The 25,897-nt window shown below is 66.4% G+C and carries 27 protein-coding genes and 4 tRNA genes; 7 read left to right on the top strand and 24 right to left on the bottom strand.

Going from position 1 to position 25,897, the window contains the following annotated elements:
* Window positions 1-2 precede the first annotated feature (2 nt).
* The 3 genes from GBRO_RS05560 to rplJ form a co-directional block, all read right to left on the bottom strand.
* Complete coding sequence (locus GBRO_RS05560) at window positions 3-1,280, bottom strand: glycosyltransferase 87 family protein (protein ID WP_012833011.1); 1,278 nt, start codon at window positions 1,278-1,280, stop codon at window positions 3-5.
* A gap of 95 nt (window positions 1,281-1,375) precedes the next feature.
* Complete coding sequence (gene rplL / locus GBRO_RS05555) at window positions 1,376-1,768, bottom strand: 50S ribosomal protein L7/L12 (protein WP_012833010.1); 393 nt, start codon at window positions 1,766-1,768, stop codon at window positions 1,376-1,378.
* A 74-nt stretch (window positions 1,769-1,842) separates the two neighbouring features.
* Window positions 1,843-2,367 (bottom strand): 50S ribosomal protein L10, encoded by a 525-nt coding sequence (rplJ, locus tag GBRO_RS05550; RefSeq protein WP_012833009.1) that lies wholly within the window; start codon window positions 2,365-2,367, stop codon window positions 1,843-1,845.
* Between the two features lie 613 nt (window positions 2,368-2,980).
* Here rplJ and GBRO_RS05545 point away from each other — a divergent pair.
* Window positions 2,981-5,017, top strand: a complete 2,037-nt coding sequence (locus GBRO_RS05545; RefSeq protein WP_012833008.1) for a CocE/NonD family hydrolase — start codon at window positions 2,981-2,983, stop codon at window positions 5,015-5,017.
* A gap of 83 nt (window positions 5,018-5,100) precedes the next feature.
* Here the strand turns inward: GBRO_RS05545 and GBRO_RS05540 are convergent, their stop codons facing one another.
* The 3 genes from GBRO_RS05540 to GBRO_RS05530 form a co-directional block, all read right to left on the bottom strand.
* Window positions 5,101-6,033 (bottom strand): alpha/beta fold hydrolase, encoded by a 933-nt coding sequence (locus tag GBRO_RS05540; protein ID WP_012833007.1) that lies wholly within the window; start codon window positions 6,031-6,033, stop codon window positions 5,101-5,103.
* Between the two features lie 86 nt (window positions 6,034-6,119).
* A complete protein-coding gene (locus GBRO_RS05535; RefSeq protein WP_012833006.1) occupies window positions 6,120-6,611 on the bottom strand; it encodes a TIGR04338 family metallohydrolase in 492 nt (163 codons plus the stop codon).
* Window positions 6,608-7,825 (bottom strand): MFS transporter, encoded by a 1,218-nt coding sequence (locus tag GBRO_RS05530; protein WP_012833005.1) that lies wholly within the window; start codon window positions 7,823-7,825, stop codon window positions 6,608-6,610. Before GBRO_RS05530 ends, GBRO_RS05535 begins: the two co-directional genes overlap by 4 nt.
* Window positions 7,826-8,045: 220 nt before the next feature.
* Between GBRO_RS05530 and GBRO_RS05525 the strand changes: the two genes are divergently transcribed.
* A complete protein-coding gene (locus tag GBRO_RS05525; protein ID WP_012833004.1) occupies window positions 8,046-9,023 on the top strand; it encodes a YhjD/YihY/BrkB family envelope integrity protein in 978 nt (325 codons plus the stop codon).
* Window positions 9,024-9,046: 23 nt separating this feature from the next.
* On the opposite strand, the gene GBRO_RS05520 is transcribed toward GBRO_RS05525, so the two are convergent.
* The 3 genes from GBRO_RS05520 to GBRO_RS05510 form a co-directional block, all read right to left on the bottom strand.
* Window positions 9,047-9,877 carry a DUF2786 domain-containing protein gene (locus tag GBRO_RS05520; RefSeq protein WP_012833003.1) on the bottom strand — a complete coding sequence of 277 codons (831 nt, stop codon included), beginning with the start codon at window positions 9,875-9,877 and terminating at the stop codon, window positions 9,047-9,049.
* Between the two features lie 111 nt (window positions 9,878-9,988).
* Window positions 9,989-10,246 (bottom strand): excalibur calcium-binding domain-containing protein, encoded by a 258-nt coding sequence (locus tag GBRO_RS05515; protein ID WP_115311662.1) that lies wholly within the window; start codon window positions 10,244-10,246, stop codon window positions 9,989-9,991.
* A 113-nt stretch (window positions 10,247-10,359) separates the two neighbouring features.
* Entirely contained in the window at window positions 10,360-11,313 is a 954-nt protein-coding gene (locus GBRO_RS05510) for an L-lactate dehydrogenase (protein WP_012833001.1), read from the bottom strand.
* Window positions 11,314-11,486: 173 nt separating this feature from the next.
* On the opposite strand from GBRO_RS05510, the gene GBRO_RS05505 reads away from it, so the two are divergent.
* Together GBRO_RS05505 and GBRO_RS05500 are read left to right on the top strand one after the other, a co-directional pair.
* Window positions 11,487-11,951: a hypothetical protein gene (locus GBRO_RS05505; RefSeq protein ID WP_012833000.1), complete on the top strand. Its 465-nt coding sequence runs from the start codon at window positions 11,487-11,489 to the stop codon at window positions 11,949-11,951.
* Window positions 11,948-12,256 carry a transcriptional regulator gene (locus GBRO_RS05500; protein ID WP_012832999.1) on the top strand — a complete coding sequence of 103 codons (309 nt, stop codon included), beginning with the start codon at window positions 11,948-11,950 and terminating at the stop codon, window positions 12,254-12,256. Before GBRO_RS05505 ends, GBRO_RS05500 begins: the two co-directional genes overlap by 4 nt.
* A 195-nt stretch (window positions 12,257-12,451) precedes the next feature.
* Here GBRO_RS05500 and rplA read toward each other — a convergent pair whose 3' ends face one another.
* The 7 genes from rplA to GBRO_RS24595 all read right to left on the bottom strand — a co-directional run bounded on the left by rplA (window position 12,452) and on the right by GBRO_RS24595 (window position 18,213).
* Window positions 12,452-13,168 carry a 50S ribosomal protein L1 gene (gene rplA, locus GBRO_RS05495; RefSeq protein ID WP_012832998.1) on the bottom strand — a complete coding sequence of 239 codons (717 nt, stop codon included), beginning with the start codon at window positions 13,166-13,168 and terminating at the stop codon, window positions 12,452-12,454.
* A gap of 161 nt (window positions 13,169-13,329) precedes the next feature.
* On the bottom strand, window positions 13,330-13,764 hold the full coding sequence (gene rplK, locus GBRO_RS05490) for a 50S ribosomal protein L11 (protein WP_012832997.1): 435 nt from the start codon (window positions 13,762-13,764) through the stop codon (window positions 13,330-13,332).
* An 81-nt stretch (window positions 13,765-13,845) separates the two neighbouring features.
* A complete protein-coding gene (gene nusG, locus GBRO_RS05485) occupies window positions 13,846-14,745 on the bottom strand; it encodes a transcription termination/antitermination protein NusG (RefSeq protein WP_012832996.1) in 900 nt (299 codons plus the stop codon).
* 70 nt (window positions 14,746-14,815) lie between these two features.
* Window positions 14,816-15,292 carry a preprotein translocase subunit SecE gene (secE, locus tag GBRO_RS05480; RefSeq protein ID WP_012832995.1) on the bottom strand — a complete coding sequence of 159 codons (477 nt, stop codon included), beginning with the start codon at window positions 15,290-15,292 and terminating at the stop codon, window positions 14,816-14,818.
* A gap of 40 nt (window positions 15,293-15,332) precedes the next feature.
* Window positions 15,333-15,405 (bottom strand) — tRNA-Trp (locus GBRO_RS05475).
* Between the two features lie 137 nt (window positions 15,406-15,542).
* Window positions 15,543-15,821, bottom strand: a complete 279-nt coding sequence (locus GBRO_RS05470; RefSeq protein WP_012832994.1) for a hypothetical protein — start codon at window positions 15,819-15,821, stop codon at window positions 15,543-15,545.
* Entirely contained in the window at window positions 15,793-18,213 is a 2,421-nt protein-coding gene (locus GBRO_RS24595) for a serine/threonine protein kinase (protein ID WP_012832993.1), read from the bottom strand. The genes GBRO_RS05470 and GBRO_RS24595 overlap by 29 nt, the downstream gene beginning before the upstream one ends.
* Before the next feature lie 247 nt (window positions 18,214-18,460).
* Here GBRO_RS24595 and GBRO_RS05460 point away from each other — a divergent pair, with 247 nt between their 5' ends.
* Window positions 18,461-18,841, top strand: coding sequence for a DUF4189 domain-containing protein (locus GBRO_RS05460; RefSeq protein WP_012832992.1), 381 nt, complete (start codon window positions 18,461-18,463; stop codon window positions 18,839-18,841).
* Between the two features lie 85 nt (window positions 18,842-18,926).
* Here GBRO_RS05460 and GBRO_RS05455 read toward each other — a convergent pair whose 3' ends face one another.
* The 5 genes from GBRO_RS05455 to GBRO_RS05435 all read right to left on the bottom strand — a co-directional run bounded on the left by GBRO_RS05455 (window position 18,927) and on the right by GBRO_RS05435 (window position 20,776).
* A complete protein-coding gene (locus GBRO_RS05455) occupies window positions 18,927-19,985 on the bottom strand; it encodes a fused (3R)-hydroxyacyl-ACP dehydratase subunits HadA/HadB (RefSeq protein WP_012832991.1) in 1,059 nt (352 codons plus the stop codon).
* A gap of 150 nt (window positions 19,986-20,135) precedes the next feature.
* Window positions 20,136-20,303 (bottom strand): 50S ribosomal protein L33, encoded by a 168-nt coding sequence (gene rpmG, locus GBRO_RS05450; protein WP_003929651.1) that lies wholly within the window; start codon window positions 20,301-20,303, stop codon window positions 20,136-20,138.
* Window positions 20,304-20,399: 96 nt separating this feature from the next.
* Window positions 20,400-20,473, bottom strand: a tRNA-Met gene (locus tag GBRO_RS05445).
* A 21-nt stretch (window positions 20,474-20,494) separates the two neighbouring features.
* A tRNA-Thr gene (locus tag GBRO_RS05440) sits at window positions 20,495-20,567 on the bottom strand.
* Between the two features lie 128 nt (window positions 20,568-20,695).
* A tRNA-Tyr gene (locus tag GBRO_RS05435) sits at window positions 20,696-20,776 on the bottom strand.
* Window positions 20,777-20,955: 179 nt separating this feature from the next.
* Here GBRO_RS05435 and GBRO_RS05430 point away from each other — a divergent pair.
* Window positions 20,956-21,447, top strand: coding sequence for a YajQ family cyclic di-GMP-binding protein (locus GBRO_RS05430; RefSeq protein ID WP_012832990.1), 492 nt, complete (start codon window positions 20,956-20,958; stop codon window positions 21,445-21,447).
* On the opposite strand, the gene htpX is transcribed toward GBRO_RS05430, so the two are convergent.
* From htpX to GBRO_RS05415, 3 genes are all read right to left on the bottom strand, one after another.
* Window positions 21,438-22,316, bottom strand: a complete 879-nt coding sequence (htpX, locus tag GBRO_RS05425) for a zinc metalloprotease HtpX (protein ID WP_012832989.1) — start codon at window positions 22,314-22,316, stop codon at window positions 21,438-21,440. The two genes, GBRO_RS05430 and htpX, sit on opposite strands and share 10 nt — an antisense overlap.
* Window positions 22,317-22,430: 114 nt before the next feature.
* Entirely contained in the window at window positions 22,431-23,447 is a 1,017-nt protein-coding gene (locus GBRO_RS05420; protein ID WP_012832988.1) for a polyprenyl synthetase family protein, read from the bottom strand.
* A 154-nt stretch (window positions 23,448-23,601) separates the two neighbouring features.
* Window positions 23,602-24,441, bottom strand: a complete 840-nt coding sequence (locus tag GBRO_RS05415; RefSeq protein ID WP_012832986.1) for a hypothetical protein — start codon at window positions 24,439-24,441, stop codon at window positions 23,602-23,604.
* A gap of 122 nt (window positions 24,442-24,563) precedes the next feature.
* On the opposite strand from GBRO_RS05415, the gene GBRO_RS05410 reads away from it, so the two are divergent.
* Window positions 24,564-25,826 (top strand): geranylgeranyl reductase family protein, encoded by a 1,263-nt coding sequence (locus GBRO_RS05410; RefSeq protein ID WP_041920256.1) that lies wholly within the window; start codon window positions 24,564-24,566, stop codon window positions 25,824-25,826.
* Window positions 25,827-25,897 lie beyond the last annotated feature (71 nt).

Genomic DNA, 25,897 nt, shown 5'->3' with positions numbered 1-25,897 from the left:
GGTCACTTGTCCAACACCGCAGCATCGGGGTCGTCAGACGGCGTCGGCGACCACTTGTCCCGGACCCGCGAGAGCCGAAGCCACCACGCAGCGACGAGGACGAGCACCAGCCAGATCAGGGACAGATTGCCGTAGATGTTCTGCCACCACGACCAGTCGAGCTCGCGCAGATCTCGTTTGGGAAGGAAGAGATAGGGCCCGGGCAACTGGGCCAGCAGCCCCAGCACACCCAGTCCGAGGTAGACCCGATCGCGTGCCCGGATGCCGACGGCGAGGAAGACGACGATGAACACCGACGTCAGCACCCAGTGATGAATCCAGGCCGCCGGGGCGCCCAGCAGGGCCACCGCCGAGGCGGCCAGCAGACAGAGTTCGATCTCGCCACGGTCGGCGAGCACGCGGGCCAGGACGAGACAGTAGATGGTCGCGATGGCGGTGGCCAGCATCCACCAGTGCGAGCGGTCGGTCTCGTCGAGGCCCATTCTGGCCAGCACACCGGCGATGCCCTCGTTGTAGATGAAGGCCAGCCCGCCGATGCGGTCGGCGTCGAAGAGCGTCGACGTCCAGTACTGGTAGGAGTCCGACGGCGTGACGGCCCAGGCGAGTCCGGTGCAGGCGACGAAGCCGAGCACCACGTTCGCGGCGGCACGCCACTGTCGTCGTGCGAGGTAGTAGATGATGACCACCGCGGGGGTCAGTTTGATCGCCGCGGCGACGCCGACGAGAAGGCCGCGGTACGGCTCGAGTCTCGTCGGCCGTTTGGCGATGGTGTCGGCGACCATCAGCGCCACCAGCACGATGTTGACCTGCCCGAGGTCGAGGGTGATACGCACCGGCTCGAGTTGCAGGGCCACGGCCGTCAGGATCAGCGACCAGCCGACCGGCAGATCGCCGCAGCCCACCCGGCGCAGCAGCAACCGGATCATCCACCACACCAGCACACAGCCCACGACGGCCATCAGTACGGCACCGAGGCGCACCGGCAGCCAGCTCAGGGGCGCGAAGACCAGCGCCGAGAACGGCGGGTAGGTGAACGGCAGGAGGGTGTCGTTGGTGGGCGGCATCGAGCCGTCATAGAGCGCCCAGCCGTGCGACAGGAACTGGCCGCCGTAGCGGTAGATCTGAAAATCGACCGGCGGCCCCCAGTACTTGGTGGGTCCGATGTGAAAGAGCCAGGGCTGACCGAATACCCGCGCGAGGCCCAGGACGAGCACGACGACGCCGACGATGTTGAGGCGTTTGTGCGGACCGGAGAACACCCCGGCGACGGCGTTGGTCACGCGCGCAGATACTAGTGGGCTGCCTCGAACAGCAACGAACCCGGGACAGTCGTGCTGTCCCGGGTTCGTGCAGATCTCTCGTGAGAGAGAAGGTCTTACTTGACCGACACCTTGGCGCCGGCCTCTTCGAGCTTGGCCTTGGCAGCCTCGGCGGCGTCCTTGTCGACCTTCTCCAGGAGCGCCTTGGGAGCACCCTCGACGAGGTCCTTGGCCTCCTTCAGGCCCAGACCGGAGACGACCTCGCGGACGACCTTGATGACCTGGATCTTCTTGTCGCCGGCAGCCTCGAGCACGACGTCGAACTCGTCCTGCTCAGCGGCGGCCTCGGCAGCGCCACCGGCAGCCGGAGCACCGGCAGCGGCAACGGCAACCGGAGCGGCAGCGGTGACCTCGAAGACCTCTTCGAACTTCTTCACGAACTCGCTGAGCTCCAGCAGGGTCAGTTCCTTGAACTGATCGATGAGCTCGTCAGCGGTGAGCTTCGCCATGGGTGGCGTCCTTCCTATTCAAGCCCCACACGGGGTTGTGGTTATCCCCGTGGGGATGTTTGTGGTGCGGCGAACTATTCGCCGGCTTCGTTCTTCTTCTCCTGCAGGGCCGCGGCCAGGCGCGCCACCTGCGAAGCCGGCTGATTGAACAGTCCGGCAGCCTTTGCCAAGTTGCCCTTCATGGCACCGGCGAGCTTGGCCAACAGCACCTCACGGGTCTCCAGGTCGGCGATCTGCTCGATCTCCGCCACGGACAGCGAGCGGCCGTCCATGTATCCGCCCTTGATGACCAGTGCTTTGTTGTCCTTGGCGAACGTCTTGATCGCCTTGGCGGCCACCACCGGCTCACCTTCGATGAAGGCGATTGCGGTGGGACCGGTGAACAGCTCGTCGAGCCCTTCCACGCCCGCCTCTGCGGCGGCACGCTTCACCAGGGTGTTCTTGGCGACGGAGTAGGTTGCACCCTCACCGAGGGACCGTCGCAGTTCGGTGATCTGGGTGACGGACAGGCCACGGTATTCCGTGACGACCGTCGCCGTGGAGCCCTTGAACTGCTCAGCGATCTCCGCGACTGCGGCGACCTTGTCGGACTTGGCCATACTTCGCCTCCTCTCCTCATCACTAGAGTTGGTCGGGCCCAACCCGAGGCGGGGGTCATGCGAAGGCGGACGGCACACGTGTGCCGAAATGACGAAGCGCCCCGGCGCAAGAAGGCACGGGGCGCACAGTTCGCACGCAAGGCGTGCGGCAATGTTCCTCGTTCATCCTGCGTGGGCTGGCGACATCGCACCTTCGTCCGGAACTCGCGTCCCGGTGACCGACGGTCTCTGGTTGAACCGATACGACGCACGGGTGTGCATCACATCGCAGGAAAGGTTACGCCAGGACCATCAGCGACTCCAAATCGCCGCCTGCGTACCGGTCCAGGCCTATCCGATTGGATGGTTTTGCCGCCTAGCCACCCACCGTGACCTCGGGTTACGCGAACATGGCCAAAAAGTGGCCCCCTAGTTAGCGATCCGAGATCTGCCCTGAGTTATTCTTCAGCAACGGTGGGAGTGACCCAGACCACAGTGCACTTCGCGTCTCACGGCGCTCCTGCCACCGACACGAGGGGGTGTCGGTGTGCACTCGGATGATCGCCGACGACGAACCGGTCGACGGTGAAGCGAACCTGGTGTCACGGCGGCTCCCCAGGCAGGGCGATGCACCATGACGTACCAATTGGACACCGACGGCGCGCGCGCCAAGCCGCGCCGCTCCCTCGAGCCATCGCAACGGTCGCGCACCGCTGGGGTACCGCATTTCGGTGCCCTGCCCCTCGGTGATCCGACCGGCGGCGCCGACGGCATCCGCTGGCGTGAACAGGTCGACGGCGCGCAACTGTATCCGCGGGTGCACATCGACCGGGACGTCTCCATCACGATGAGCGACGGGGTCACCCTGCGCGCCACCGTGATCCGCCCGGCGAACCGCTTCGGCCAGACCGTGCTGACCCCCTACCCCGCCATCGTCAACATCAACCCCTACAACCGGGCCGCGATCGACGTCCTCGATCAGACGCTGCACGCCCCGGTCCTCGGCAAGGCGCTGCATTCGGCGTCGCGGTCGATCGACGCGACCGGCACCGCACTCGAGGGACTGACCACGCTCACCCAGACGGTCGCCGGTGGCGTCTTCGACGTCTTCGGCATCAACCGCAGACTTGTGCGCAGCGGCTACGTGCAGGTGATCGTCGATGTGCGCGGCACCGGCGCCAGCCACGGCAAGTGGGAGATCCTCGGCCCGCGTGAGCAGCAGGATTCGGTGGAGATCATCGACTGGGCGGCCACACAGGAATGGTGCGACGGTGCGGTCGGCCTCGCCGGCTGGTCGTACTCGGCGATCAACTCGCTGCAGGCCGCCGACAAGTGCCCGCCCCAGCTCAAGGCGGTGTTCGCCGTCGAGGGCTGCGACGACATCGTCCGCGACATCTACATCACCGGCGGCATGCCGTCGGCGTTCATCCCGGCCTGGCTGTCGGTGGTGAACGTACTCAAGTGGGTTCCCAACCCGGCCAACGTGATTCGTGACATCGTCCGCGGTGACGCCCTGCGCTGGGCCGCCGACCGGGTGAAGTCGCCGGCCACCGAGATCCCGTCGCTGCTGTGGGGATTCCTCACCGCCCGCGATGATCGCATCTTCGACGATCCCTACTTCGACGAGCGCGATCCCAAGGTGGATCGCATCGAGGCGCCCACGTTCACCGTCGGCGCCTGGCATGATCTGTTCGGCCGCAGCGCAACCGGCGTCTACGAGCGGCTGAACATGGAACCCGGCCGCAAGCAGATGGTCGTCGGCGACGGCTATCACTTCGACGTCGGATCCGGGTATGGCGGCAAGTTCGCCCCGCCGCGACTCGACGTCCTCGAACGCGCCTGGTTCGACCGCTGGCTCAAGAACCACCGCAATGGCATCGACTACTACGGTCCGGTGACCATGCTGCAGCAGGGCGGGGCCTGGACGTCGGGACCGAGTTTCCCGCGCACCGGCGTCCGGTCGCATCGGCTGTATCTCGTCGACGAACCATCGGAGTCGGCCGGACATGCCGTACACGACGGATCACTGAGTAGCGTTCCTGGCGTGGGGATCTCGTCGCTGCACATCCATCCCGACATCCGCGGCATGCGGTCGCGCGACATGACGCAGGTGACCGCTGGTGCCACCATGGCACTGGGCCGCTCGTTCACCCATGACGCGCGATCCCAGGAACGCGGCGCCCTCTCGTTCACGAGCGCACCCGTCGCCGAGGCCACCCCGATCAGCGGCGCGATGAACCTGCGGCTCAACGTCGCCACCACCGGACACGAGGCGATCTGGGCGGTCACCGTCAATGATGTTGCGCCGGACGGCACTTCGACAGTCCTCACCAACGGCGCGTTGTCGGCGTCCAACCGGGCGCTGGACAAGTCGAAGTCCACCTACTCCGAGGACGGCGCCCTCCTCGGGGCGCACCACTTCCTGTCCCGCAAGCGCAAGCTGCCGGTCCCGGCCGACCAGCCGGTGCGCATCGACGTCGACCTCGTCCCCACCGACGCCGTCCTCGAGCCCGGACACCGGCTGCGCGTGGACGTCTACGCGGCCAGCTTCCCCCGCTACCTCACCGTGGTCCCCGACCTCATCAAGGCCCGCGGTCGACGTCAGCGCCTGGTGCTCGACCCCGACCATCCCAGCTACCTGACGTTCCTGGCGGGCGACGGGATCGACTGAGCCGCCCCGAACTTCCCGCGTACTGATTTCCTTCCCGCTTATTGGATCCAATAAGCGGGACGGAAATCAATAAGCCGGAAGCGTCATCCGATACAGCGGTCCGCGAAGGCGACGATCTCGCCCGCCACCTCGTCTCGGATCTCCGGTTCGTTGTGCACCTCGTGCCGAAAGCCGGTGTACACGCGGGTCCGCACATCCGGATGACCGGATCGCACAAGCTGATTGGCGACCCGGTAGGCACCCTCGCCGAAGTTGGTCACCGGGTCACCGTCGCCGGCCAGGATCAGCACGGGCAGATCGGCGCGCACCGACGAGTACCAGCCGTCGGCGTTGACGGCGTCGTACAGGTCGATGAAGCCACGCACGAATCGCACCGACATCGGCGCCCCGAAGTTGTTCAGCGGGTCGATGGCGTGGTCGCGCACCACGTCGGGATCGCGGGCCACCCAGGCCGTCGGGCCCGAGCCGGGTGCGTAGCGGGAGATGAAGCCGTCGAACATCGCGACCACATACGCCTCCGACGCGGGGGCCTCGGCGTCGGACTCGGCGGCAAGCGCCTGCCGGTCGAGGATGTTGTCGATACCGTGGATGCCCGCGGCTATCCCGCACAAGATCAACCCGTCGACGCCCTCGCTGTCCCCGGCAACCAGTCCGCGGGCGATCATCGATCCCCACGAATGTCCGAAGATGACGTAGGGCAGGTCCAGATGTTGTTCGCGCACAATCGAACGCAGTGTCTTCTCGTCGTCGACGACGACCCGGTCGGCATCGTCGCCGGCATCAGCCCAGATGCCCGAACTCATCGCCGTCCTCCCGTGCCCGGCGTGATCGTCGGCCGCGACGACGTACCCCGCGTCGAGCAGCTTGGTGATGAGCGGCAGATACCGCCGCGAATGCTCACCGAGACCGTGGATGAGTTGAATGATGCCGCGCGCCGGCCGGACCGGCTCGTAGATCCAGCCGTAGATCGTGTCCCGTCCATTACTCGACGTGAACTCGACTTCGCGTAGTGCCATCGTGACCTCCTGAGGTGTCCTCGTGGCGTAACGCTAACAGCGAGTCGGACCTCTCCCGGCCGATTTCGCACCGGCGACCCGGCCCGTCAGCCGACCCCGCTGTCGGCAAGTACCACCCGATACACGAACCCGGCCTCGGGTCCCAGCACCAGTCCAACGAGTGTCGTGATCGTCTCGATGAAGCCCGGCCCGTGCGCAGGCCCCTCGGACTCGTCGAGATGGTGCGCGAGCTCATGCAGGACGACGAGTTCGCGCAATGCCCAACGGCCCTCTGCCGCATCGGGAATCGCGATCTCGGCTTTCGCCGGCGCATAGTGGGCCTTGCGGTTGCCGCGCCGCGGGCGCACCGTGACCGGCACCGCGGCGCGCCGGAAACGTTCTCGCACAGTGGCCATGGCCTGCACCCTGGCCACGTACTCGCGCACGGATTGCACCGAGGCGAACCGAGCCTCGACGGGTAACGTCAGCTCGGTTCCCGCCAATTGCACTGCGCGGGTCGAGGGCGCCCGCTCGAACATGGTGAACACCAGCTGTTCCGCGCGGTAGTAGGCGGTGCGCCCCGAGTCGCGCGGCGTCACGACGACGCCTTCGGCTGTCGCACAAGCATTCCCACCAATCCGAGCGCCAGCACCAGGCCCACTCCGACGAAGATGAGCACCCCGTCCCAGCCCGCGGAAGCGTACGCGATTCCCGACACCGCACCGAGCACCGAACTACCCAGGTAGTAGGCGAACAGATACAACGACGACGCCTCCGCCCGGTGACTGGTGGCCACCACCCCCACCCACCCGCTGGCCACCGAATGGGCCCCGAAGAACCCGGCTGTGTAGATGCCCATCCCGATGACCACCAGCACCAGGTTGTCGACGACGGTCAGCGCCAGCCCCACTGCCGCAGCGACGATCACGGCCGCCATGATCGCGCCGCGGCCGAAACGGTCGGCCCATCGCCCGGCCACCGCCGAACTGACCGTCCCCGCCAGATACAACAGGAACACCAGCCCGACCACGGCTTCCGACAGGTTGAACGGGCCGCCCAGCAGCCGATATCCGAGGTAGTTGTAGGCCGACACGAAGCCACCCATCAGCACGAACGCGCAGCCGAACAACGGCAGCAGACGCGGGTCCCGAAGATGCCCGCCCAGATGCGCGACGGTGGCCCGCACCGACACGTCCTTCGCCACGAAGTTCCTCGACGCCGGCAGCCGCGCCACGAAGTAGGCGGTGAGCACCGCGGACAACACTCCCACCGAGGCCAGCGCCGCACGCCACTGCACGTCGTCGGCCAGCGGCGCCTCGAGCATGACCGCCGGCAGCACCCGGCCCAGCAAGCCGCCCAGCGTGGTGCCGGCGACGTAGCGGCCCATCGCCTCACCGAGCGCGGCCGGCTCCACTTCCTCGGCGAGATAGGCCATCGCCACCGCGGGCACACCGGCCAGCGCCACCCCTTGCACGCCTCGTCCGACGAGCAGCCATCCCAGGCCCGGGCTGAGCGGCAGCAGCAATCCGACGACGGTGAACAGCACCGACGCCCCGATCATCATTCGCGTGCGCCCGATCCGTTCCGACGCCACGGCCAACGGAATGATCGACACCGCGATCGCCCCCGTCGTCACCGACACCGACAACGCGGCCCCCGCCGGTGACACCCCGAAGGCGTCGGACAGCTCCGGCAGCAACGCCTGCGTGCCGTACATCGCCGCGAAGGTGGTGAGTCCCGCGACAAAGAGCACCCGGGTGGCCCGACGATACGCAGGGGTGCCGCGACGCAGACGATCGGGCGGAGAGGACATCGGTGGCGATGATAGTGGCCCACCTACCGCCCGACGGTCGCGGATGCACAGGTGACGCCGCTGCCGGCGTCGTCAATGCCGGATATCGAGGCCCGCCTCGTACCATCACACGGCTGAGATCCTGCGACACATGGCCGCGTCCACCCGACGTTGACGTGCCCCGTCGGACATGATGATCGGACGCGATGATGGCGCTCGGCCACCGCGTGAAGGAGTCGTGATGCCTGCGCCCGAATCGCCGGTCGACGAGGAGTCCCGCCCACAGCCGGACTCCCGGTTCGGCCGGCTCGTGGCCCGTGCCCAGGCGATCGCGGTGGCGGTCATGGGGTTCGTCCGGGTGATGCCGGGCGGTGGTCTGCTGATCCGCATCCTCGGGGACATCGCACGCGGCAACATCACCGACCGGGCGATGACGCTGGCCGCACAGGCGTTCACCGGTATCCTGCCGATCGTCATCCTGCTGACCACCCTGCCGGGCAGTTCGGTCATCGACACGTCACTGGCCAAGCTCGGCATCCACGGCGGCAATGTCGACTTCCTGTCGTCGGCCGACACCACCACGGTCGGCACCTTCGGGCTGATCGGTGCGTTGATGACCATCGCCGGCGCCACCTCCCTGTCGCGGGCCCTCGGCCGCATGTACGTGTCGATCTGGCAGGTCACCAAACTGCCGCTGAAGGGTTGGTGGCGCTGGGTGGTGGTGATCTTCACCATCCCGGTGGCCGTCACCGTGCAGGGGATGTCGACCGATCTCAGTTCCAACACCATCTTCGGCGTCCACATCGACGACAGCGGACTGCTCGGTATCGGCCTGGTGATCGTGGTGACGTTCCTGATCTGGACCATCACCTGGACACTGGTGCCGCGCCTGCTGGTGTCGGCACAGGTGCCACTGCGTCTGCTCACCCTCAACGGCGCGGTCACCGGCGCGCTGATCACCGTCCTGATGGTCGGCAGCCGGGTGGTCATGCCGAGGATCATGAACAACACCACCCAGCATTACGGCACACTCGGCGTCGTCTTCATCGCCATCAGCTGGCTGTTCATCTTCGCCGGCATCCTGGTGGTGACCGCACTGGTGACCAATGCGGTGATCACCGACGACGGCGCGGTGGGCAGCTGGCTCCGCAATCTCGTCGGGTCCCCCACGCCCATGCCGAAATCCGAGTCGCCGCGCTGGTACCAGCCGACCATTTGACCGCGCGACCACGTTCTCGGGTATCAGGCCTCCAAAGCGCCTCGTGCACCGCCCAATTCGGGATCGACGCCGATCTTGGCGCGCCGCCCGGCCCGGTCCCCGGCACGACGCGCGGCCTCCGAATATCCGGCCGAGGCACTCGACGGACGCCACGTACCGCGCGCCCTGGACTCCGATCGGTAGAAGTCCTTGACCTCGATCTCCTTGTTACGCAAGGCGACCGCCGTCGAGCGTGCCGCCGACTCCGTCTCCCGTTCGTTCTCGATGGCCTCGGCACGCGCGGCATCCCGCGCCTCCGACAGCCGCCGGCCGATGCGTTCAGCGAAGGCCGACTGGAAGTTGAGCCGTGCCGTGATCGGCGACAACGGCTTCTCCTCGACGACCCGCCGTGTGTACCAACCACTCCGCTGGCTGACGACCCGCGCAAAAGTCTCACCCTTGTACGCCCCCGACCGCAGATAGCTGTCGCTGGCCGCGACCATCTGCACGATCAGCGAGGTGTAGAGCGTCTCGCAGGCATCGATGTCGGCCTCGTAGCCGTAGGCGAGCACATAGGTCGAATTGTGTGCCACGTCGACGGTGACGTCGTTGGCCCCGGCGATCGCGACGAACAGCTGCACGTAGGTACGCAGTCCACGTTTGCCGGACTCGCCGATGTGGATCTGACGGGCGATCGGCGGGGTCGTACGGCGGGCCGCCGGATCGTGGGCACGGGCGACCGCGAGATCGATCGACGACGCGGTCGCCAGCCGTTGGGCCGCCTGCATGAAGGTCTCGGCCTCATGCTCGTTGTCGGTGTTCTCGGCCTGCCGCAGAAGGGCGGAGATACGGGTGAGCAGCTTATCGTCGCGCATGATCCTTTAGACGCTACCGAAGCTGTTCCGGTTCCCTGGTCTCCGCTGCGCCGGCCCGCCACCGTCCCAGGTACCTTGCGGTCGGCGGGTTCATGTCCGGAACCCGTCGGGTCAGTTCTTCTCGCAGGCGATCCCGTCACCGTCGCGGTCGCTCTTCTTGTTGGCGTTGTAGAGATCCGCGTCGACGGTGAAATCGGTGACCGGGGTACCCGACGTCGAATCCACCGCCCCGGGTTTACCGACGCCGTGCGGATAGTCCTCGTGCATCGCCGAACAGTTGCTGTAGGTCGTGGCCGCCATGGCCGGAGCCGCCGCCAAAGCCGGTACGGTCACCGCGCATGCCATCGCCACCAGGGCGCCGCCGATCATCCGTCGGGGGTTCATCTTTCGCTCCTCGATTCTCCCCTCCGAGAAACGCTAACCCGCCGGCGCTGGTGACCGTGCAGCCTTGCGCAACGATCATCCGATCGCAGGACAGACGATCAGAGCCCGAACTTCGCCTGCATCTCCCGCAGCGTGCCGGCCGAGGCCATCAGACCGTCGTGCTCGTCGTCGGACATCGGCATCTCCAGGCGGGTCTGGGCGCCGGCGCGGTCGACGATGGTCGGCAGCGACAGACACACATCGTCGAGCCCTTCGTACCCCTCGGCGACCGTCGACACCGGCAGGACCCGGTGCTCGTTGTTGAGCACCGCCTCGACGATGCGCGCGGTTGCCAGACCGATGGCGTAGTTGGTGGCACCCTTGCCCTCGATGATCTTGTAGGCCGAGTGCACCACCTCGTGGTGAATGCGCTCGCGCGCCGCGGCGTCAATCGCCTGCCCGCCGGGCAGCGGCTTCCAGCTGAGCAGGGGCACACCGCCGATGCTCGCCGAACTCCAGAGCGGGATCTCGCTGTCCCCGTGCTCGCCGACGATGTAGGCGTGCACGTTCTGCACGGCGACGTCGCAGTGCTGGGCGATGAGGAAGCGCAGCCGTGACGAGTCGAGCACCGTGCCCGACCCGAAGACCTGACTGTTGGGCAGGCCACTGATCTTCAGCGCCGCATACGTCACGATGTCCACCGGGTTGGTCACCATGATGTAGATGGCATTCGGCGCCACCTCGATGACGCCGGGCAGAATGTTCTTGGTCAAACCGATTGTGGCCTCGGCCAATTCGAGACGAGACTGTCCGGGCTTCTGCTTGGCGCCGGCGGTGAACACCACCACGTCGGCGTCCGCGCACACCGAGACGTCATCGTCGCCGATGATGTCGGCGCGCGGCACGAACTCGAGTCCGTGCGACATGTCGAGCACCTCGGCCGTGACCTTGGGTGTGTTGATGTCCATCAGCGCGATGGTGCGCGCCACACCTCGGATGAGCGACGCATAGGCGACCGCGGTGCCCACCGCCCCCGCTCCGATGATTGCCAGCTTGGTGGGTCGGGCTTCCATCCAGTCACCGCCTGTGTCGTGGGTTTGTTACCGCCGGGCCTCCCGCACTCCGTTGTAGCCGATCACCACGACCGGCGCGTCCCGAAGCACGAACCCGACATCAACCGTTGACTTTCCCGTCAGGAAAGTGGAGACTACTTTCCATCCAGGAAAGTAGTCGGAGAGGAGGCACCATGGCCGACGTGACCCCCGAACAGGCCCGCGCCGCATTGGCGGCCGCCGAACAGGCCCGCGACCACGTCGCCGACGGCATCGGACTGCCGCGCGCCTACTGGTGGGCAATGGCCGCCGGCTGGGCGGCACTCGGCGCGATCGGCGAGTTCACCGGCGTGTGGGTCGTCTCCATCGCAACGCTGGTCTTCGGCGCCGGGCACGCCGCCCTGGCCTCCCGCCTCCTCGACGGTCGTTGCAAGAGCAGCCACGTCCAGGTCGCGAGATCGATTGCGGACCGGCGTATTCCGCTGATCGTCGTGGCGATCCTGGTACTCGCCGTGGTGTTGACCATCGCCCTGGCCCTTGCTCTGAAGGCCGACGGCCTCACACATCCGACGCTCTGGGCCGGCATCATCGTCGGGGCCGTCGTCGGGCTGGGCGGTCCGGAGTTTCTCCGGCTGGGACGACGATGGATCGGTGCATGACCGCCGACGCCTCCCCCGTCGCACGCTTCGACGACGTCATCCACCCCAGCACGCGACTCACCCTGGTCGCAACCCTAGCCGCCACCGAGTGGGCCGAGTTCGCGTACCTGAAAGATCAACTAGGGCTTTCGGATTCGGCGCTGTCCAAACAGCTTTCGGCCCTTGAGGAGGCCGGCTACCTCACCACCGAACGCCGCAGCACCGGGCGCCGTCGAACCGTACGCGCCCGCCTCACCCCGACCGGCCGCGACGCGTACGCCGGCCACATCGCGGCGCTGCGCGCCATCGTCGGCGACGCGCTGTGATCTGCCCTGACACCCCGGGGTCCGACTCGTGAAACGTGCAGTCGCGCGATGACTGAAATCGGGCCCCTGAGCGGCCAGATATGGATTATTCCAGAGGAGTTCCGTCAGGGGCCCGATCTCAGTCACCTCACCGACCGATACAAAGGTGCCCCCGACCGTGATGGTCGGGGGCACCTGTGCGGGACGGTCAGGCGATCAGGCCTGCGCCGGCTCCGCGAAGTTGCGGGTGACCTGCGGGTCCACCGGGATACCGGGGCCGCTCGTCGTGGAGACGGTCACCTTCTTGATGTAGCGACCCTTGGCGGCCGACGGCTTGGCGCGCATGATCTCGTCGTAGGCAGCACCGTAGTTCTCGGCCAGCTTGGTGGCGTCGAACGACGACTTGCCGATGACGAAGTGCAGGTTCGCAGCCTTGTCGACGCGGAAGTTGATCTTGCCGCCCTTGATGTCGTTGACGGCCTTGGTCACGTCGGTGGTGACGGTGCCCGTCTTCGGGTTCGGCATCAGGCCGCGCGGTCCGAGGACACGCGCGATGCGGCCGACCTTGGCCATCTGATCGGGGGTGGCGATCGCGGCGTCGAACTCCAGCCAGCCACCCTGGATCTTCTCGATCAGGTCCTCGGCGCCGACCTCGTCGGCACCGGCGGCGGTGGCCTCGGCGGCCTTGTCGCCGGCGGCGAACACGATCACGCGGGCGGTCTTACCGGTGCCGTGCGGCAGGTTGACGGTGCCTCGAACCATCTGGTCTGCCTTGCGGGGGTCGACGCCCAACCGGATCGCGACCTCGACGGTCGAGTCGGTGTTCTTCGACGACGTTTCCTTGGCCAGCTCAGCAGCCTCCAGCGGACTGTAGAGCTTGGACTTGTCGACCTTCTCGGCCGCGGCGGCGTACGCCTTGCTCTTCTTGCTCATTGCTCTGTTCCTTCTCCGCGTCACCGCGGGTGTGTGGTGCGGGCCGAGCCGGCCCTCCCACGGGGTTTGGTTCGTTGGTTGAGTAGCCCGAGGCGCTAGCCGAGGGCGCCTGCTCTGTTGGTTGAGTAGCCCGAGGCGCTAGCCGAGGGCATATCGAAACCTCAGCCTTCGACGGTGATACCCATCGACCGAGCAGTACCGGCGATGATCTTCGCGGCCTGATCGATGTCGACGGCGTTGAGGTCCTCGGCCTTGGTCTTCGCGATCTCGCGGACCTGGTCCGCGGTCACCTTGCCGACCTTCTTGACGTGCGGCTCGCCCGAGCCCTTCTGCAGACCGGCAGCCTTGAGCAGCAGTTTCGCGGCCGGCGGGGTCTTCAACTTGAAGTCGAACGAGCGATCTTCGTAGACGAAGATCTCCACCGGCACGACGTTGCCGCGCTGCGACTCGGTCGCGGCGTTGTACGCCTTGCAGAATTCCATAATGTTCACGCCGTGCTGACCGAGCGCCGGACCCACGGGCGGGGCCGGGTTGGCCTGGCCTGCCTGGATCTGGAGCTTGATGATCCCGGCGAGCTTCTTCTTCTTGGGAGGCATCCTTGTTCCTTGTTTGTTTCTTGCAGATCCACGTCCGCTGGAGGCGTGGAAGTTGTGTTCAGCTTGGAAAGCTGAAATGTCTCAGATCTTCTCGACCTGGTTGAACGCCAGCTCGACCGGCGTCTCGCGACCGAAGATCGACACGAGCACCTTGACCTTGCGCTGCTCGGCGTTGACCTCGGAGATCGAGGCGGGCAGCGTCGCGAACGGTCCGTCCATGACGGTGACCGACTCGCCGACCTCGAAGTCGACCTCGATGGTCGCGGTGGCTGCGGCAGCAGCTGCCTCCACACCCTCGGCACCGGCGCCCTTGGCTGCGGCCGGCTTCTTGGCCTCGGTCCGCGGCATGAGGAACTGCAGCACCTCGTTGAGCGATAGCGGCGACGGCTTGGAGTTCATGCCGACGAATCCGGTGACACCGGGGGTGTTGCGCACCGCGCCCCAGGAATCGTCGTTGAGATCCATGCGCACCAGGATGTAGCCGGGCAGCACCTTGCGGTTGACCTTCTTGGGCTGGCCGTTCTTGATCTCGGTGACCTCTTCGGTCGGTACCTCGACCTGGAAGATGTAGTCGCCGACGTCGAGGTTCTGCACGCGGGTCTCGAGGTTGGCCTTCACCTTGTTCTCGTACCCGGCGTAGCTGTGGATCACGTACCAGTCGCCCGGGGCGCGCCGCAGTTGCTTGCGCAGCTCCTCGACGGGGTCGACCTCTTCCTCAGGCTCGTCGGCAGCGGACTCATCAGTGGCGGGTTCGGCAGCGGCCTCGTCCTCGACAGCGGCCTCGGCCTGCTCTTCGTCGGCCTGCTCGACGGCCGCCTCACCACCCTCGACGGCGTCGGCTTCGTCTTCAGCAGCCTCGACCTGCGCTTCCACGCCCGGATCCTCGGTCTCGTCGACAGCACCGTTCTCGGCGTCGACGACGTCGACCGTGCCGATCTCGTCGGTGGCGGTCGAGTTGTTCTCGTTCTCCGGGGTGCTCACTGCGCCCACGCTCCTTTAGGTTTCTGCGATTCCGGTCGTCGTGGTCACCCGGCACACCCACCGCGGTGGATCAGCCGAACAGCCAGAGGACTCCCTTGGCGAAGGCGAGGTCGATGCCGGAGATGAACGCGGTCATCACGATGACGAACACCAGCACGACGATCGTGTAGGTGATCATCTCCCGGCGCGTCGGCCAGATGACCTTCTTCAGTTCCGCCACGACCTGCGTGAGGAAAACCCAGATCCGGGTGAACGGATTCCGGCTCTCCTCCGCGGGTACCTTCTTCTTTTTCTTGCGTTCCTTGACGGCGACCGCGGAGCCGCCCTCGGCGTCCGCGTCGTCTCCGTCGGTGACCGCACCCGCCGACCGTCGACCACGAGCCGAGCGCTTACCGGACGGACGCAACTCCTTGGCCGACTCCGCGGACGTGGTGTCCGCCTCGTCGACGTCGGTGGCTTCGTCGCGACCGTCGAGCTCCTCCGCAGCCGTCTCGGCCGCGGTGTCCTTCGCGGCTTTGGCTCGTGAAGCCCGGTCTCGCTTGCTCAACTTCGAGGTCCTCTCAGTCAACGTGTGCCCTTCACCAGGGCAGGGGCGACAGGACTTGAACCTGCAACCTGCGGTTTTGGAGACCGCTGCTCTGCCAGTTGAGCTACGCCCCTTTGTGACCACCGGGGTGATCACTGTCGATCGGCTCCCAACACAACCAACGCGCCACCCTAAGGGCAGCGCGCAAGTCAAGAGTCAACCTGACACTTCAGTGTAGAGCACGACGCGAGGTGAACCCAAAACAGCCCGGCTAGGCCGGCACGTGGACCACCTGGATGCCGGTGATCCCCTCGCTCCGCAGCAGCGCGACGGCCGCGTCGGCGGCACGCTTCCCGTCGAACACCCAGCGTATCGGGTCAGACGTAGCACGGATCTGCGTTTGCGCCCGCTGCACCATCTCCCCGGTCCCTGGCCAAGAGAGGGTGAAGGTCCCGGCCGAGGTCACCTTGGGGTCGTAGCCGCTGAACGTGGAGACGAGCACACCGTCGGGCGCCCGACCGTCAAAACGGGCGGCTCCGATCGCGATCATCAGATTCGACGCGTTGGCAGAGATGGACGAGTTGTAGTGTCGCGCCACGCTCGGTGCATACGGATCGCTCGCCACCCAGTCGACCCGGGCCACGGCGTTCGACGCCGCCAGGTTCGCATTGATCATCGTCGCGTATGTCCGCGGATCGAATTCGGTGAACATGTACTGCGTCCAGTCGTGGCGCCAGTTCCGCCGACCGGTCGTCGGCAGTCCCCGACACCGTGCACCGGTAGCGAACCGCGGTGTTGAACAAGACCGAACGCCATTCGTCGCACCGCGTTCCGACCGGCCTCCCGTTGACCTCGATTCGCGTCACGATGTGATTGGTCACCGACCCGCGTTCGGTGGTCCCCGGAAAGTCCGCATACAGCGCGTAATCCAGTTGGCAGGTGCCCGCGCAGGACTGCGTCACCAGGAACGAGTCACTTTGCCGACCCGACGGTAGCCGCAACCACGGTGCCGGTGTGCGAAGCATCTGTGGCTGCTCGGTGCGGAAGGTGGAGTACACCTCGTCCGGCGAATGGGACGTCGAAACCGTGAGATCGACGAGGGCCGGCGCCAATGCACTCAGACGTCCCCCGATCTTCGTCACACGGTTCCCGTCAATCGTGAACTCGGCCTCGCCCGCTGTGTACACATCACCGTCGCGTTCGACGGTCTGGGTCGACGCGGGCTCGACCCGCGCACCGGGTTCGGCGTTGGGATTGTGTTGGGGTTCCGGACGTGTGCCCCAGATCATTTGACTGGCAATCGCTTCGGGCGCGAGGATCTTGCCCAGGTTCAGGAATTGATCAGGGCCGAGTCGGACCCAGCCCCGGGCCATGGCGGCGTAGTCGAGGGGCCAATACTCGCTGACCGCCGTGAACTCTTCCCGCCAGTAGGCCTCATTGCTCTTACCGAACATCTTGTCGTCGAGCTCACGGAATTCCACCGTGTGTCCGGCCGTCTCGACCATACCGGCCGCATCACCCGCAGCGGTCACAGTGAAGTCACGCAGCGTGTAGACGGTGCCGTAGTCATTGACCGTGCCGTTGTAGGTCGCCGACTCCTGCTTCGCGAATGTTATTGCCTGATCGGTCAATTCGGCCGCGAGTTGGTCTGCCGGGGCGGCATCGTCGGGGCCGGTCGATCGCAGGACCAGCGCAACGACGACCGCTGCCACGACGGCGACGATCACGGCACCGATGAGCACGTTTCGACGCGTGTGCGTCCGCCGTGCGGCAGGTAGGAGAGGTCGGGCCTGCGTCGGCGCGTGCACCTCGCCGGAGCTCCGCGCTCCGGCAATCCGAGCCGCCGGATTCTGCTGCCCCGGCTCCGCGTCGCGAAACGGTGCGCTGGGCGGCCTCGTCCCGGCGGTGCCGTTCCCGACGCCTCCCGCGAGCGGTCCCGACATCGTCGGTGCGAAGCTGGGACCCGAACCCGGCGTCCCGCCCATCGTCGGGCCGGAGGGCATGGCCGAGGAAGCTGCGCGTTGGGGTCCAGAGATGGACTGCGGCGTGGATTGCGGGCCCATGGCCGCACCGCCTGTGTCTGCACCCCCAGTCGGGGCCGGGACAGACCCCGACGACGACGGTCCGGCGGGGCGCCGTACGGCCGGTGCCGGCTGCCGCGACGCCACCAACGCACCTTCGAACTCGGCACACGAGCCGAACCGCCGTCCCGGATCCTTCTGCAACGCACGCGCAATCGCATCCGCGACCCCCGCCGGCAGATCGGGACGCTGTTGTCGTACATCCGGCGGCGGGGCGTTGAGCTGGAGGTGGATGATATTCGCCACGCCCTTACCGACGAACGGCGGAGCACCGGTCAGTAGCTCGTAGACCGTACACGCCAGTGAGTACTGATCGGCCCGGCCGTCGATATGCGATTCCGAGATCTGTTCGGGCGACGTGTAATTCATCGTCCCGATGGTCAGATTGGTCGCCGTCAGGCCATGCGTCTCGTCGGTGGGCCGCGCAATCCCGAAGTCCGCCAACATGACCCGCCGCGGATTGGCCGTGGTGTCGATCAGGATGTTGCGCGGCTTCACGTCCCGGTGGATCATGCCGTGGCCGTGCGCGTGGTCCAGGGCCGAACCGACCGCTGCCGAGATCGCCACCACCGCATCGAGCGGCATCGGCCCCTCGGCGACGAGCAGATCGTGGGCGTCGACGCCCGGCACGTACTGCATCGAGATCCACAGACGGTCGTCGGCCTCACCACGGTCGTAGATCTTGACGATGCTCGGATGATCCAGACCCGAGGCGATGTCGGCCTCGCGACTGAACCGTTGCCGGAACTCGTCATTGCCCGAGTAATGGGGTGCAAGCACCTTCAGCGCGTCGTTACGCGGCAGACGCGGATGGGTTGCCAGGTAGACCTCACCCATCCCGCCGGATCCGAGGAGCCGCACGATGCGATAACCCGCGAAAACAGTCCCTGCATCGAAGGTCTTCTGCCAGCTCCGTCATCCGCATGAATCCGACCTTCGCCACAATGTACTCGGGTCGGACCCGCCCGGCCGGCCAACCGCCGGTTTACCACCCACCAAATGACCAGTCCGACAGTTGATTAGCGCGGCGAACGGTCACGGCACGGGCGGTAATTCGAACGACAGACCAGTAGATACTTTCGCGATTTCTCAGTCTATTTTTAACAACATGAATCGCAAACTCATCGCAGCAATCGGCATCACCGCATCATTGGCGGCCGGAGGAACCACCCTCGCGGCCGCGGGACCCGCCCAGGCAGCCACCAACTGGGGCGTCATCGCCTTCGACAACTCCGGGCGCACCAGCTACGCCGTCGACTACCCCTCCCAGCGATCCGCGATCAACGCCGCCAAGGCCCGATGTGGTTCGCACTGTGGGTATTTCGCGTTCTACAACTCGTGCGGCGCGATCGCCTACACCAACGATCGCCGGCACTGGCACTGGGCGAGCGGCTACCGCACCCCGCAGGCCGCCCAGAACGCCGCGCGCAGCGAACTGCCCTACCGCGGGTACGTCGCGCGGTGGGCGTGCACCACGCGTCCGCGGTGACCGACCGTCACCTCAAGCCCATCGGATACGACAAACCGGGCCCGATCGCGCCACAAGCGCAGATCGGGCCCGGTTGCTGTCGTGATCAGTTGAACTGGATCTTGGCCTGTGCGCGGCCGAAGATCTTGCGGTCGCCCTGCTTGGCGACGATGGCGATCACACCCTGGCGGGTCTCGGGGTCCAGCGACTTGACCTTGCCGGTGAAGTCGACGGCCGCGCTGTCATCGGCGGGCACGTACACCGGGCTGGTGAAGCGCACGTTGTACTCGCAGAACGCGGCCGGATCGCCGATGAACTCCGAGATGAACGTCGCACCGAGTCCCATCGTCTGCATACCGTGCGCCACAACGTCTTCCATACCCGAGGCCTTGACCAGATGATCGGAGAAGTGGATCGGGTTGGGATCAGCGGCCACGCCCGCATAGTTGGTCAGATTGCCGCGGGTGAGCAGGAAGCGCTTGGCCGGCAGTTCCTGTCCGACGGTCAGGGTGTCGAAGTCGATGGCCGCGTAAGCGCTCGGCGACTGTGTCGGATCGGGCTGGTCGTAGCGACCCGGCTCCTGTTCGACGGTCCGCCCGCCGTGCCCGACCTTGTCGACCTTCATCATCACGTGGTCGAGCGACTCGGCCAGCGCCGGATCGATCTCCATCCCGGGCCGCGCGGCGAGCGAGGTGTAGGTGGTCATCACCGGCTCGTTGCGCTGATTCCAGATGACGTTCTTGGTGACCATCAGGTCGATCATCTCGGGGCTGGTGACATGACGGAACGAGTCCAGCGAGACGTCGCACACCAGCTGATCGCCGACCTTCATCGGCTGGTGGTAGATCAGCCGCTGGTCGGTCTGCATGATCTGCCACAGGTCGTATCCGGTGACGACGTCCTCGAACAACCGGCGCTGCGCGATGATGCCGAGCACCGACACAAAGGTGGGTGCCGCGATCAGGGTGTCGTGACCCATCGCACGAGCCTGCGCCTCATCCCAGTGGGTCGGGTGGGCGTCCTGCACCGCGAACGCGTGCTTGCGAACCTCTTCACGACCGATCTCGTAGTAGTCGTCGACGGTGTAGTTGAAGCCCACCAACGACTTGGTGTGCTCGGCGATCTCCTCAGGCGTGAGTTTCGCATCGGTCTTCAACGCGTTCATGCGCTCCTCTAGATCAACGTCGGACAACTGAGCCATGACGGCTATCACCTCGTACAGAACTACCCGGGGTCTTCTACAGCAAAGACGGGCCACCTCGACAAGAGGCGGCCCGTTCTCACACTCGCGTCGGGCGAACCGACCGCGGAATCGTCAGCGCGATTCCTTATGAGCCTGATGCTTGCCGCAGTTCGGGCAGAACTTCTTGATCTCGAGACGATCGGGATCGTTGCGGCGGTTCTTCTTGGTGATGTAGTTGCGGTGCTTGCACACCTCGCACGCCAAGGTGATCTTGGGGCGAACGTCTGTGGAGGAGGCCACTGGATTGCCTTCTTTCGGGTGGTACGTGGTCGCGATCGGCGGTTCCCGGCGGGGACGGCGACCCTTTCGCTCGGTTCCGTTGTCGGATCCGATGTGTAGCGGTGGAGGGGCTCGATCCCTCGACCTCACGATTATGAGTCGTGCGCTCTAACCAGCTGAGCTACACCGCCCCGTTGGACTTGCGTCCAGCGAGCCCCCTGACGGAATCGAACCGTCGACCTTTTCCTTACCATGGAAACGCTCTGCCGACTGAGCTAAGGGGGCGTGCCCGATCCGCCTGTTGCCAGGCGTTTCGAGAGCCTTAACGAGGTTACACACCCACGCTCTGCGAGACCAAATCCCCGTTCAGAGGACCGCTCCCGACCAGATCGTGCGTGGGCTGACCACGTCAGTGGCAGGTATAGGATTCGAACCTATGTAGCTTGCGCGACGGATTTACAGTCCGCTCCCTTTGGCCGCTCGGGCAACCTGCCGTGCCGTTCCGCGCACCGGCGCACCGGTGTGAGAACAACGCCGTGAAGAATACAACGAAACTGCCACTTCGGCGCAAACCGGCTGTTCACGACGTCGGCGGCGGCACCGCTTCGTCGCCGATCCACGACGCGGACGCGAGGGTGCGAGCGGTCGGGAGCGACCGTCTACCCTGTTGCACATGGCTGATTCTTCATTCGACGTGGTGAGCAAGATCGACCGTCAGGAGGTCGACAACGCCCTCAACCAGGCGGCCAAGGAACTCTCCCAGCGCTACGACTTCCGCGGCACCAACACCGGCATCGAGTGGTCCGGCGAAGAGACCATCGTGATCACCTCCGACGCCGAGGAACGCGCCCAGGCCGGGCTCGAGGTGTTCAAGGAGAAGCTGATCCGCCGCGACATCTCGCTGAAGGCCTTCGACGCCGGCGAGGTCACGGCGTCGGGCAAGACCTACAAGATCAGCGGCAACCTGGTTCAGGGCATCGATTCCGAACACGCCAAGAAGATCTCCAAGAAAATCCGCGACGAGGGCCCCAAGGGCGTCAAGGCGCAGATTCAGGGCGACGAGCTGCGCGTGTCCAGCAAGAAGCGCGACGACCTGCAGGCCGTCATCGCACTGCTCAAGGGCGAGGACTTCGGCATCGCCCTGCAGTTCGTCAACTACCGGTAGTCGCCGCCGGTCCCGCGTCGGGCCATCTCGTGCAGGCGCGCGATGCGCTCCTCGGTGGGCGGATGGGTGGAGAACATCTTCGCCATCCGATCGGTGGCCCGGAAGGGGCTCTCGATCATCAGGTGCGACTGTGCGGCGATGTCGGGGTTGGGCGGCAGCGGCGCGGCCTGCACGCCGCCGGAGATCTTCGCCAGCGCCGACGCGAGCGCCAGCGGATCACCGGTCAGCTCGGCCCCGGACTGGTCGGCCTGATACTCCCGTGAGCGCGAGACGGCCAGCTTGACCAGCGTCGCCGCGATCGGCCCGAGCATCGCGATCAGGATCATCACCAACGGGTTCGGTCCGTTGCCCCCGCGGTTGCCGCCGAACGCGCCGAAGAACATCGCGAAGTTGGCCAGACCGCTGACGATCGCGGCCATCGCGCCGGCCACCGAGCTGATCAGGATGTCGCGGTTGTAGACGTGCGAGAGTTCATGGCCGAGCACCGCGCGCAGCTCCCGCTCGTCGAGCAGACGCAGGATGCCGGTGGTACAGCACACCGCAGCGTTCTTGGGGTTGCGGCCGGTGGCGAAGGCGTTGGGCGACTCGGTCGGGCTGATGTAGAGCGCGGGCATCGGCTGATGGGCCGAGGTCGCGAGCTCCCGCACGATCCGGTACAGGATGGGGGCCTCGACCTCGGTGACCGGCTGGGCGTGCATCGCCTTCAGCGATAGTTTGGCGCTGTTGAAATAGACGTAGGCGTTCACGGCGATCGCGACGACCACCGAACCCGCCAGGATCACCGGACTGCGGAACGCGGCACCGATCCCGACGATGATCGCCGACATCAACCCCAGCAGCAGTGCGGTCTTCAGTCCGTTGAAATGCATGATCCCTCGTTCGTTCTCGTCACCCCGCGGGGACGCGGGATGTCATCAGGTCAAACGAACCACGGTCCGAATCAGTTTCCGCGGCGCCCGGGGCGGGAGTTCGGTGGGGACCACTCAGCCCATCCGGTCGACGGTGTAGCGCACCAGCGACGACAACGCCTGGTGGGCCGGGCCGTCGGCCAACTGCGCCAGCTCGGCGTCGGCCTCGTCGGCGAACGACTGCAGCCTGGCGTGGGCCTGACTCATCCCCGACGACGAGCCGAGCAGCTCGATCGCCTCGGCGACCTCGTCGTCGTCGGTCAGCGGGCGGGCCGTGCCGTCGGCGGCCACCAGGAGCTGACGCAGCCGCTGCGACGACGCGTCGTCGGAGCGCAGTGCGTACAGCACCGGCAGGGTGTGCACCCCCTCGCGCAGGTCGGTGCCCGGCGTCTTGCCGGAGTCGCCGGTCACCGAGCTGATGTCGATGATGTCGTCGGACACCTGGAATGCGGTGCCCACCACGTCGCCGATGCGGGAGAGCCGTTCGACGTCGTCGGGTGTGGCCCCGGAGGCCATCGCACCGAAACGCCCGGCCGCGGCGATCAGCGAGCCGGTCTTCTCCCACACCACCCGCAGGTAGTGCTCGATGGGGTCCCCACCGGCTTTCACTCCCACGGTCTCGCGCATCTGCCCGGTGACGAGCTCGGCGAAGGTCTCCGCGATGATCCGCACGGCATCGGGTCCCAGCGTCGAGACCAGCCGCGAGGCCCGCGCGAACAGGAAGTCGCCGGAGAGGATCGCGACGCTGTTGGACCAGCGGGCGTTGGCGCTCGGTGCCCCGCGGCGCAGGGGCGCCTCGTCCATCACGTCGTCGTGGTAGAGGGTGGCCAGGTGGATCATCTCGACGACGGTGGCCGAGGTGATCACCTCGTCGGCGTCGGGTCGCTCACCGAACTGGGCGGCGAGCACCGCGAACATCGGGCGGAAACGTTTACCACCGGCTTTGGCCAGATGTGTCGCCGCCTCGGTCATCACGTCGTCCCCGGATGACAGTTCGGCGAGTAGGAGGTCTTCGACCCGCTGCAGCGACGAGCGAACCGTCTCGGCGAACTCATCCGAAACCAGATCGACCCCGGCAAATGTGGACTTCACGTGATCTACCGCTCCATCTCGTCGTCGGACGCTGCGCAACGGCGCTCGGCGTTCATGGTGCTGAGCCTATCGGCAGGCACGCACCTCGCGCCCGATGGGTTGTGTCCGGACGGGTCGTTCTCACGGGTCGCCGAGGGCATATTGCCCTCGGCGGCTACTGAGAGCGACCCTTCCGGACACGGTGCCGGTCGGGACGGGTCACAGCGCAGATGTCGTCGAGCGTTTCCGCCCACCCGTAGATGACGTCATCGAAGGTCACCCGGAACGGAATATCCTGCCTGATCAGTGCCTTTCGGTCCCGCATCCGATCCTTCTGATAATCCTCGAGACTCGTGTGATGCAGCTTGCTGTCACATTCGATGAGCAGGCGACCCACCTTGAGGTCGACGTGTCCCACCGTTTCGATCCTGGGCTGGACCTCCACGGCGAACCCCAGTGCGCGTAACCGGACGCGCACTATCGACTCGGTACCCGACTGTGAGCGGTGATCACACCGTTGCATGAGACGAATGATCGTTCTGGGCAGGTACGGCATCATCTCCTGTAAGGCGGGCACGTCGATCTTCCAGGTGTTCATCACAGAATCGGTGACCGCGATCCAGTCTTCGGCAGTCATACACCGTGCCGCGTATACCAGCGCGGTCGGCGAGAGATCGACGGCGGCGGTCACCGGTAGTGGCGGTCCGTAGCCCCGACAGAAACCGAGGTCGCCGCGGCGGCGTTTCGCTCCGCGGATGTGCGTGGTGCCGCTGTAGCCCGGGGGCACCCAGAACCCGTAGGCCGCGAGCGCCGACACGCAGCTCAGACAGCCGCCCTTGGATACCGCGGTCGCGGCGGCCGGCTCGGCAGTCGGCGTCGCGTACCAGCCGCGTGCCAGATGTGACAACGCTCCGGTGCGGACCATGCGTCGGATCTCGGTGTCCGTGAAATCCCGATCCGCGAGTTCAACTCGCGTATAGATCCCGAAGTCGCGCTGAGAATTGGGCTCGTCCATACATGTCAGACGCAGCGGGTGCGGATTCGGATCCGGGCGGGTCGTCCGCACGGGTCGCCGAGGGCATATTGCCCTCGGTGGCCGCTGAGGGCGACCCGTGCGGACACGACATACTGGTCTGCGTGACCAGTGAGGCGATTCCGGCCCGCGCCGACGTTCTCGTCGTCGGCGCCGGCCCGGGGGGATCGGCGGCCGCGGCGTACGCGGCCGCCGCCGGGCACGACGTGGTTCTCGTCGATGCCGCGGTGTTCCCTCGCGACAAGACCTGCGGTGACGGGCTCACCCCGCGTGCGGTCGCCGAACTCGACCGGCTCGGTCTCGGCCACTTCCTGGCCGATCGCCCCCGCATCGAGGGACTGCATCTGCACGGCTGGGGCGCCGACAAGCGTGTGCCCTGGCCGGCCGGGCGGTTCCCCGCCCACGGCAGTGCCGTCGCCCGCACCGAGCTCGACGATGCGATCCGCGCCTTCGCGGTGTCGAAGGGCGCGCGAATGATCCAGGGCGCCAAAGCAGTTGATGTGACGATGAGCGGCGACCGGATCGAATCGGTGACGCTGTCGTCGGCGGCCGGCACCTCGGCGGTACGGGCCGAGCACGTGATCGTCGCCGACGGCGTGCGCTCCGGGCTGGGCAAGATCCTCGGCCGAGAGTGGCACCGCGACACCGCATATGGTGTCGCCGCACGCGCCTACGTCCGGTCCGGACGGGCCGACGACGCCTGGATGGGTTCGCACCTCGAACTCCGCGGACCCGAGGGTACCCTCCTGCCCGGTTACGGGTGGGTCTTCCCACTCGGCAGCGCCGGCGACGGATTGCTGAACGTCGGGGTCGGGGCGCTGGCCACCTCGAAACGCCCGGCGCACATGCAATTACGTCCGGTCCTCGAGTTCTACACCGACATGGTGCGCGACGAGTGGGCCGTCGACGGCTCCCCCGTCCGGTTGACCTCGGCTCTGCTCCCGATGGGCGGGGCGGTCAGCGGAGTCGCCGGCCGCAACTGGATGCTCATCGGCGACGCCGCCGCGTGCGTCAATCCCCTCAACGGTGAGGGGATCGACTACGCGCTCGAAACCGGCCGTCTGGCAATCGAACTCATCGACGACACCCGCGCCGACCCCGACCACACCACCCGTTGGCCGGCCATCCTCGTCGACCACTACGGTCTGGCGTTCTCGGCGGCGCGGCGCCTCGCCGGGGTGCTGACCGTCCCGCAGGCCGTGCCCACCCTCGGCCGGCCGGGCATCCGCTCGGCACGACTGATGTCGATGGTGGTGCGCGTCATGGGCAACCTCATCACCCCCGACGACGCGGACCTGGTCGCGCGGGCCTGGCGCACCGTCGGCCGGGTGTCGTCGCGCATCGACGATCGGCCACCGTTCACCTGACCTGCAGTGATGTACAACACACCGGATAGGTGTGGTGACCACCGCCATGCAGTCAATGGAACGATCCTGAT

It is taken from the genome of Gordonia bronchialis DSM 43247, from assembly GCF_000024785.1.
GTDB classification, from domain to species: Bacteria; Actinomycetota; Actinomycetes; order Mycobacteriales; family Mycobacteriaceae; genus Gordonia; species Gordonia bronchialis.
Note: the sequence above shows the minus strand (reverse complement) of the source record. Positions and strands in the feature narration are given on the sequence as shown.

Coding starts and splice junctions, on each gene's coding strand:
- GBRO_RS05455 (WP_012832991.1), bottom strand. CDS start 19,985: ATGAACGCGTTGAAGACCGATGCGAAACTCACGCCTGAGGAGATCGCC.
- GBRO_RS05540 (WP_012833007.1), bottom strand. CDS start 6,033: ATGGCACTACGCGAAGTCGAGTTCACGTCGAGTAATGGACGGGACACG.
- GBRO_RS05515 (WP_115311662.1), bottom strand. CDS start 10,246: ATGATCGGCGGCGCCCTGGTGGCGATGGCATGCGCGGTGACCGTACCG.
- GBRO_RS05520 (WP_012833003.1), bottom strand. CDS start 9,877: ATGCGCGACGATAAGCTGCTCACCCGTATCTCCGCCCTTCTGCGGCAG.
- GBRO_RS05500 (WP_012832999.1), top strand. CDS start 11,948: ATGACCGCCGACGCCTCCCCCGTCGCACGCTTCGACGACGTCATCCAC.
- htpX (WP_012832989.1), bottom strand. CDS start 22,316: ATGCATTTCAACGGACTGAAGACCGCACTGCTGCTGGGGTTGATGTCG.
- GBRO_RS05525 (WP_012833004.1), top strand. CDS start 8,046: ATGCCTGCGCCCGAATCGCCGGTCGACGAGGAGTCCCGCCCACAGCCG.
- GBRO_RS05415 (WP_012832986.1), bottom strand. CDS start 24,441: ATGGACGAGCCCAATTCTCAGCGCGACTTCGGGATCTATACGCGAGTT.
- GBRO_RS05505 (WP_012833000.1), top strand. CDS start 11,487: ATGGCCGACGTGACCCCCGAACAGGCCCGCGCCGCATTGGCGGCCGCC.
- GBRO_RS05430 (WP_012832990.1), top strand. CDS start 20,956: ATGGCTGATTCTTCATTCGACGTGGTGAGCAAGATCGACCGTCAGGAG.
- GBRO_RS05470 (WP_012832994.1), bottom strand. CDS start 15,821: ATGATCGCGATCGGAGCCGCCCGTTTTGACGGTCGGGCGCCCGACGGT.
- GBRO_RS05545 (WP_012833008.1), top strand. CDS start 2,981: ATGACGTACCAATTGGACACCGACGGCGCGCGCGCCAAGCCGCGCCGC.
- GBRO_RS05460 (WP_012832992.1), top strand. CDS start 18,461: ATGAATCGCAAACTCATCGCAGCAATCGGCATCACCGCATCATTGGCG.
- rplJ (WP_012833009.1), bottom strand. CDS start 2,367: ATGGCCAAGTCCGACAAGGTCGCCGCAGTCGCGGAGATCGCTGAGCAG.
- rplA (WP_012832998.1), bottom strand. CDS start 13,168: ATGAGCAAGAAGAGCAAGGCGTACGCCGCCGCGGCCGAGAAGGTCGAC.
- GBRO_RS05510 (WP_012833001.1), bottom strand. CDS start 11,313: ATGGAAGCCCGACCCACCAAGCTGGCAATCATCGGAGCGGGGGCGGTG.
- rplL (WP_012833010.1), bottom strand. CDS start 1,768: ATGGCGAAGCTCACCGCTGACGAGCTCATCGATCAGTTCAAGGAACTG.
- GBRO_RS05530 (WP_012833005.1), bottom strand. CDS start 7,825: ATGTCCTCTCCGCCCGATCGTCTGCGTCGCGGCACCCCTGCGTATCGT.
- rplK (WP_012832997.1), bottom strand. CDS start 13,764: ATGCCTCCCAAGAAGAAGAAGCTCGCCGGGATCATCAAGCTCCAGATC.